The sequence below is a fragment of the Methyloceanibacter sp. genome (assembly GCF_051306395.1).
GTDB lineage: Bacteria > Pseudomonadota > Alphaproteobacteria > Rhizobiales > Methyloligellaceae > Methyloceanibacter.
Genome location: NZ_JBPPND010000078.1, coordinates 1 through 7,044, shown reverse-complemented (window position 1 = coordinate 7,044; position 7,044 = coordinate 1). Strand labels below are relative to the sequence as shown.

Sequence of the window (7,044 nt, the reverse complement as noted above, 5' to 3'; positions counted from 1 at the left end):
CAGCGTCACCATGGCCGTCACCATGAAGGACAGCTCCACGCCGCGCGCGTTCGCCGTGACGAACACCGCGTAGCCCGCGACCCAATAGAGCGGCTGGAGCTCGGGCGGCGTGCCGAAGATCGCGGTGAGATAGGCGCCGATGAAATAGACGATCACCGCGGGCGTCAGCACGTATTCCACGTTCTCGGCCATGCCGGTGATGAAGCCGCCCCAGGGCCCGAAGGCCGTGCGCGCGAAGGAGTAGGCCCCGCCGGTGTGGGGCAAAGCCGGGCTCATCTCGGCGATGGAGTAGGTGAGCCCCAGGAACATGATGGTGATGATGATGGCGCCGAGGAACATGCCGCCCCAGCCGCCGGCCGCGATGCCTAAGTTCCAGCCCGAGAATTCGCCGGAGATGACGGCGGCCACGCCCAAGGCCCACAGATAGAAGACGCCCGCGTGGCGCCTCAGCTCCCGGTCCTCGAAATAGCCGAGGCCGGCTGCCGTGTAGGAAACCCCCGCCTCGCTCTTATTGGTGCCGGCTTTTGCCTCGGCCATTGTCCCTGCTCCCTCAGATTCGGGGCCGGACTATAGCAGGGGTGCGGGACCGGGGGCAGGTGGGTCGAACTCAATATCCTCGAATGACCCAAAGCGGAGTTCTCACCCTGGTGCGTCCTCCCAACTCGAATCATTTCTCGGGGAACAGGACGCCAATCGGGACGAGCAGGACATGCACGACCGGGATCAGAATCGACCCGAGCAGGAATCCGAAGACGGCATCGAGGAAGGCCGTAACGGACCAGGAGACCGCGGCGGATGCGCCTTCGCCCGTCACGGCTGACGCGATGCTCGTGGTCAGTTCATACGGCCACGACAGATGGAGCGTATGGAGGCTGTGGACCACGATACTGCCTCCAACCCAAAGCATCGCCGCCGTGCCAACAATCGAGATCACCTTGAGCACAGTCGGCATCGCGATGACCAGCCCGCGCCCGAGCGCGCGTACGCTTCTGAGTGTTGCCGTCTTGCTGAGGTACAGACCAAGATCGTCGATCTTCACGAGGAGCGCGACCACGCCGTAGACAAGGACCGTGAACGAGACCGCGATGACCGCAAGCACCGCGGCGCGTGTCCACAGGTCGTCGACGTCGATAGTCGACAGCGCGACTGTCATGATCTCGGCCGACAGAATGAAGTCCGTCTTGATCGCGCCCTTGACGCGCTGCTCCTCGAGATGGGCAGCATCGATCGTTTCGGCTTGCTGCGGACCTTTCTCCTCGTGCCCTGTCAGGGCGTGCCAGATTTTCTCCGCGCCCTCGAAACAAAGATAGGCGCCACCGAGAATGAGGAGAGGTGCGATGGCCCCGGGCGCGAAAGCTTGCAGCAAGAGGAGCCCCGGCAGCAAGATGACAAGCTTGCTGATTAGGGATGCTCCCGCGATCTTGGCGACGATCGGGATCTCGCGCGCGGCCGGAAGTCCGGTGACGTATTTCGGCGTTACGGCCGCATCGTCGATTACGAGTCCGGCCGACTTGCCGCCGGCCTTGGCGGCATGGGCCGCGATGTCGTCGACCTGGGCCGCCGCCAGCTTTGCGATGGCAGCGACGTCGTCGAGCAGTGCGAGAAAGCCACTCACCCTTGATGGTCACCCGTAGTTTTGCTTGAGTCCCAGCGATTAAGTTGACACGGGCGCCCCGGTGCAGCCAGCGCTACTTTTTGCGGGATGTCAGACCGTGCGCAGTCGGGGCCGTTCCCCGTTGACGTGGATCAATGTGCGACCCGAGACACAGACGCATTTTGTCCTATGCCTACCGTCGGCAAGATGCCCCCAAAGCGAGCAAGCCGAATGACGATCACAAACCTTAAATCACATGCGGTGTGGGACAGGTCCACGCGGTGGTTCCATTGGATCAACTTCGTTTGTGTCGTCGCTCTGGTCGCGCTTGGCACCGCGATCCTCTTCGCCGACGAACTCGGCGTGACCGACGGCGGCAAGATCCTGCTGAAGACCACCCATGTCTTGTTCGGCTATGTCTTCGCGCTCAATTTGGCCTGGCGCATTGTCTGGGCCTTCATCGGCAACCGGCATGCAGGCTGGTCCGCGCTCCTGCCGTTCGGCAAGGGCTACGGCGCCGCGCTCAAGGACTATGTGGTTCAGCTGTTCCGCGGGGATGTGCGCCCCTATCTAGGTCACAACCCGCTAGCGCGCCTGATGGTGTCGCTGCTTCTCCTCCTGCTTGTGGCGCAGGCGGCGACGGGTCTCGTTCTCGCCGGGACGGACATCTACTATCCGCCATTCGGGGGTTGGATCGCCGGCTGGATCGCGGCGCCCGGCGTCGACCCCGCGACGATCCTCCCATACGACAAGGCCGGTATCGATCCCACGTCCTGGGAGGCGATGCGCGCCTTCCGCTCGCCCATCGTCACGGTGCACTACTGGAATTTCTACGCGCTTCTTGTGCTGATCGTGATCCATATCGTCGGCGTGGTCGTGACCGAGTTGCGCGAAGGCGGCGGCATCGTCTCCGCCATGTTCACGGGTCGAAAAATCTTCGACCGGATGCCCGTGGACCACGGCGAGCCAGGCGCCTGAGCTCCCGGTCCTCGAAATAGCCGAGCCCCGCCGCCGTATAGGAAACCCCCGCTTCGCTCTTATTGGTGCCGGCTTTTGCCTCGGCCATTGTCCCTGCTCCCTCAGATTCGGGGGCGGAGGGGCCCGGGAACGAAAGGCAGCCGCCCGGTGTTGGGAAGAAAAGGGGGGCTCGCTTGGCTTCACCACCCAGGAAATGGAGGCATCGTGCCGCTGCGCTCCCGTTTGGCGGAGGCCATCGGGCGCCCGTGACGCACGCGCCAACCATTGGTCAACCTAGCCAAGCGACGCCGGTTGAGCCTGCCGGCCTCGCGGCGCAGTCTCGCCATAGCTCGCTCCACAAAATGAAGACGACCTCGGCGGCGACCTGAGGCCGCGCGCCGCAACAATGTCAGGACTGCAGGGAAGCGGATTTGACAGCTGAGGCACAAGGAGAGCGACATGGCAGGCACATCAAAGATCGTTACGACTGCTCTTGCGCTGTTTGGACTGTTGCTGAGTTCCGCGTCCGCGTCGTCGGACTCGCTGACGCCGGAACAGGAGAAGAAGTTGTCCGAACAGATCGACGGCATTGCCTCCGATCTGTCCACCTACCTCGCCAAGGACGATAACCGGGCGCTCTTGGCGGAGCAGATCGCGCAACACAAATATGTCATGGCGTTGCGGGGCTTCCTCGCCGTGGCCGCCACCAAGGCGGGCGATGATCAGGGCGAGGACCTGTTCAATCTGGCGGTGAAGGTCAATGAAGGCGAAGACCTGATGAAAGAGTTCGGGCTCGCCGTCCCGAGATTCGACATCAAGCTTCCTGTCAAAACGCATCGCGAGGCGGTGAAGGAGACGCGCGAGGTCTATGTCGCGGCCGTGCCGCTTACGGACGAGCGCGAAACCCGGTCGGTCACGGTCTTCGGTCCGGGGGACCGGCAGATGTCGCTCGATCCGAAAGCGCCTCCGGACGTTCCGACCTGTGTCGTCGGGCCGGCGGAAAGGGAGTCTTTGGAGCCGACACCGCCGCTCGAGACGTCGGAAGAGCCGGGCGATGAGAAAAATCCGCGACGGGTTGACGACTATGTCGGCGTCCCGTGGATTCGCATTACCGACGAGTCGGAGGGCTGGACCTGCGGCGATCCGGAAATCTATGTCAGGCTCAAGTTCTGGATCTGGAACTACAACATGTGGGTCTTCATCAACTCCAAGGTGAACCTGTACGGCGTCAATGACGCGCATACGTGGTATTGGCTCGGCGAGCTCGGCTATAACAGCATGTACCGGAACCTCCTCAGCAACGATTGGAAATACATCACCTATGAAGTCTGGGAGGAGGACAGCGGCGCCCATGGTGCCGACGATTACCTAGGATCGACCGTCATCAACTGGAAAAACCTCCCCTATAACGGCTATTCCCAGTCCAACTTCGGCAACGGAAGCATGATGGTCGATCGCGATTAGGCGCGCGCCGGCGTCGCCCTTAGGCCGGCGTCGCTTCAGCGCACCCATCCCGCGTCGATGAGGACGCGTGGCCATCGCTGTCTATGCGATTGGCGTCGTCGTTTCGTATGGCGGCGAGCCGTCGTGCCTCGCGCCGGATGCTGCATGGCAAGCGGCGCATTAAAGAATAGCAACGGGCCGAGGAAGAGCAGCGGGCGTGTTCAATTGCTCGTCGAGACCAGAGGGACGGGGCGTGACTGCTGGCAGTTTCCGGACAGGTTCTGATAGTGGATGCTTTTCAATCCGGATTCGATCCACTCTTTGTTACTTTTCTCAGGGCGGTAGTCGTAGAGTTCGATCGTGATTTTCTCGGTATGCGAGCCCGCCGCCGAGTTATCGAAGACGCTGATCTCCGATTCCAGTCGCGCAGGTTCGGCGCTGGTATCGAATCGCCATTCCGGAAATGGAGGTTCCTTTCTTGTTTTGTGTGAGCCCCTGATCTCGACGAGATGAAGTTGCTCGTAGCGCAGTTCACTCCCGACTTGACGAATATCGAAAAGGACCGCCAGACGCGGCTCCCCGGTGTATCCGATAAGCAAACAGTGAAGCTGCGGCTCCTTCGGAGCTTCAACGAGCTTTTTGTCCGGCTGCGGTGGGCTCGCATCGATCGCCCAGTCTCCGGCCATCCAGTCTCCGGCCATCCAGTCTCCGGCCATAAGGAGGACAGCCAAAACACCGGCAATTGCAACGCCTATGGTCAGGGTCCTTCGAGAAGCCATTGGTGGAAGCTACCCTTTTTGCGCGCGAAGCGACGAGGTCAGTGCAAGCTAGATTGCAGGCAGTGACTTTTTTGCCACGAACAGAATTTTTCTAGAGGCATTTGGCAACGTCAAAAGAATGCCCCTAAGGGTGTAAAATGAAATCGTCTCCCGTATCGCGAGAGGCGTCCATACCCAGGAGGGTTTGATGGTCAGAACCAGTGTACTAGCGATGAGCTTGATTTGCTCTGCATGGTTTGGTTCAGCAATTGCGTTGGAGCGCGGTTCAAATCTCAATGAAGCTACGAAGCTCATGTCTTCGAGAGGCGATTTGCTCCAGACAGTGCAGAATGAGTGTTGTCCTGCCGGTTATCCCTGGCTGCGGAATTCGACAAACACGTGTTACTCGAGTGAAGCAGATTGCCGCGATACAAACGGTGGAGGTTGGTCCTGCCGCCAAGTCAATTCCTGTTGATCTGACTCGGCGCGAAGGGGGGCTGAGGAGCCTTCATATTTCGACTCCCCGTCGCGGGACGCGGCCGCCCGAAGCCACCAAGGCCTCGTCATGGCTGGGCTTGTCCCGGCCATCCACGTCTTACCCATCCACGTCTTACCCATCCACGTCTTACCCATTCACGTCTTGCCCATTCAAGGTCTCGTAAAGGTCGTCCCATTCGGGATTCATGGCGAGGATTAGCCGCACTTTCCACTCCCGTGGCCAATCCTAGCGGGCGGGCGCCAAGATCTTACGCCAGCGGAGCGCGGACAGCATGCCGATGACCAAGCCGACGCCGCTGAAAAACAGCACGACGAAGATGCAGCCGTCGCGCGCCGCGGCGATCATCTGGGCATGGGGGCCGTCTTGCGCCGCCAACATGTGGCTCGGGAACATCGACGTGATAATCAACAGCGCCAGCAGCCCGTTCTTGACGGCGACCTCGATGACGATCGCGAAGGCGTCCCGCTCCGACGTTCCGCACACAGTGGCGAAAAGGCGCGCAAGAATGACGGCCCCGAGACAGAACACGATGATGATGGCCGGCCCCAGCCAGCCATAAGCCGCGAATTGCAGGCGTCCCGCGCCGAGCGATCCGATGATGATCAGGGCGAGCAGGCAGAGGCTGGCGCGCACCATGAGCTTGATGAAAAGGACTTGCTGCGGGAGCGTCGTGTAAGCGCGGAAAACCATGCCGGCGAGAAGGGGCGCGAGCAAGAACAAGCCGATATCCAGCATGATCTGGGACTTGTCGATCTCGAAGTCGCCGGGCACCCGCACCATGACTAGCGACGCCAACACGATCGGGGTCGCGAGGAGGCAGGCGAAGGTCGTGATGGCCGTCAACGAGACGGACAGGGCGACATTCCCGTTGCCGAGAAACGTCAGAAGGTTCGAAGCCGCGCCGCCGGGCATGGCGGCGACCAAAGCGAGACCCGTGGCGATGCCGACGGCGCCGGCCACCGACAATCCACCGAAGCCTTCAGGGAACAAGCCGAGGACGAACATGACCAGCCCCGCCCAGGCCGGGACCAAGAGCAGCTGGGCGGCCAGGCCTACCGCCAGCCCCTTCCAGGCAAACAGCGTCGTCGCAAAATCGCGAACGGTCAGCGTTGCGCCCATGCCAAGCATCGACAACGTGACCATCGTCGCCGACAGCCCACGTTCAAGTTCGCCGAAATTCGTGAAGAACCAAAAGGGCTGGTCGAGCATCGCGGGCTAAAGCCTTAGCAGAGTCGATTGCGGCAAAGATAGGTTCTGGGCCGGTGTGATCGGCTGGCGCCTCTCCCAAACTCTTACCTCCACGCTTGTCATGCCCGGACTTGCGCGCTCAAGCAGCGAAGCGGTAGCGCAAACCAGACGTCCGGGCATCCAGTAACCACTGGTCTTCGTAATCGCGCATGGCATGGGCTACTGGATCGCCCGGCCCTTCGCCCGCCGAAGGCTTGTCGCAGAGTCATCCGACTTCATGCTTCGGGCCGCAGGCGGGTCGAGCCGGGCGATGACAACGAAGGTTTGGGCGAGCCTATCCCCGCCCTCGGCCGCTCGTCCCCGCGAAGGCGGGGACCCAGGCGATAATGAAGGGCGGACACATGGTTCTGGATTCCCGCTTTCGCGGGAATGAGCGGTGGTAACGCAGGCCGCACTTATGCCCGCCCCCGAAACCTGCCGTACAATGCGATCACCTCGTCCGTTCAAAGGGCGTTCTCGCGAGGCGTTAGCGTGAGCGGGGCGGGGTGCGGCGCCTGCGGGCCTCGTTCGCAGCGAGACCTCCGGGCGGCGCCGGAGCCACCCCC

6 protein-coding genes are annotated in these 7,044 nt (G+C 61.8%); 2 read left to right on the top strand and 4 right to left on the bottom strand.

The annotated features are described in order from the left end of the window. Both ACSLE4_RS04920 and ACSLE4_RS04915 read right to left on the bottom strand, forming a co-directional pair. Positions 1 to 537: amino acid permease (locus ACSLE4_RS04920; protein ID WP_435903361.1), on the bottom strand; the 537-nt coding region annotated here is incomplete at its 3' end. A gap of 130 nt (positions 538 to 667) precedes the next feature. Continuing rightward, positions 668 to 1,615 carry a DUF808 domain-containing protein gene (locus tag ACSLE4_RS04915; RefSeq protein ID WP_435903360.1) on the bottom strand — a complete coding sequence of 316 codons (948 nt, stop codon included), beginning with the start codon at positions 1,613 to 1,615 and terminating at the stop codon, positions 668 to 670. 210 nt (positions 1,616 to 1,825) lie between these two features. Between ACSLE4_RS04915 and ACSLE4_RS04910 the strand changes: the two genes are divergently transcribed. After that, positions 1,826 to 2,572 (top strand): cytochrome b/b6 domain-containing protein, encoded by a 747-nt coding sequence (locus ACSLE4_RS04910; protein ID WP_435903359.1) that lies wholly within the window; start codon positions 1,826 to 1,828, stop codon positions 2,570 to 2,572. 438 nt (positions 2,573 to 3,010) lie between these two features. Then, on the top strand, positions 3,011 to 4,015 hold the full coding sequence (locus ACSLE4_RS04905; protein WP_435903358.1) for a hypothetical protein: 1,005 nt from the start codon (positions 3,011 to 3,013) through the stop codon (positions 4,013 to 4,015). 200 nt (positions 4,016 to 4,215) lie between these two features. Here the strand turns inward: ACSLE4_RS04905 and ACSLE4_RS04900 are convergent, their stop codons facing one another. After that, on the bottom strand, positions 4,216 to 4,695 hold the full coding sequence (locus ACSLE4_RS04900; protein ID WP_435903357.1) for a hypothetical protein: 480 nt from the start codon (positions 4,693 to 4,695) through the stop codon (positions 4,216 to 4,218). Between the two features lie 781 nt (positions 4,696 to 5,476). Continuing rightward, positions 5,477 to 6,460: a bile acid:sodium symporter family protein gene (locus tag ACSLE4_RS04895; protein WP_435903356.1), complete on the bottom strand. Its 984-nt coding sequence runs from the start codon at positions 6,458 to 6,460 to the stop codon at positions 5,477 to 5,479. Positions 6,461 to 7,044 lie beyond the last annotated feature (584 nt).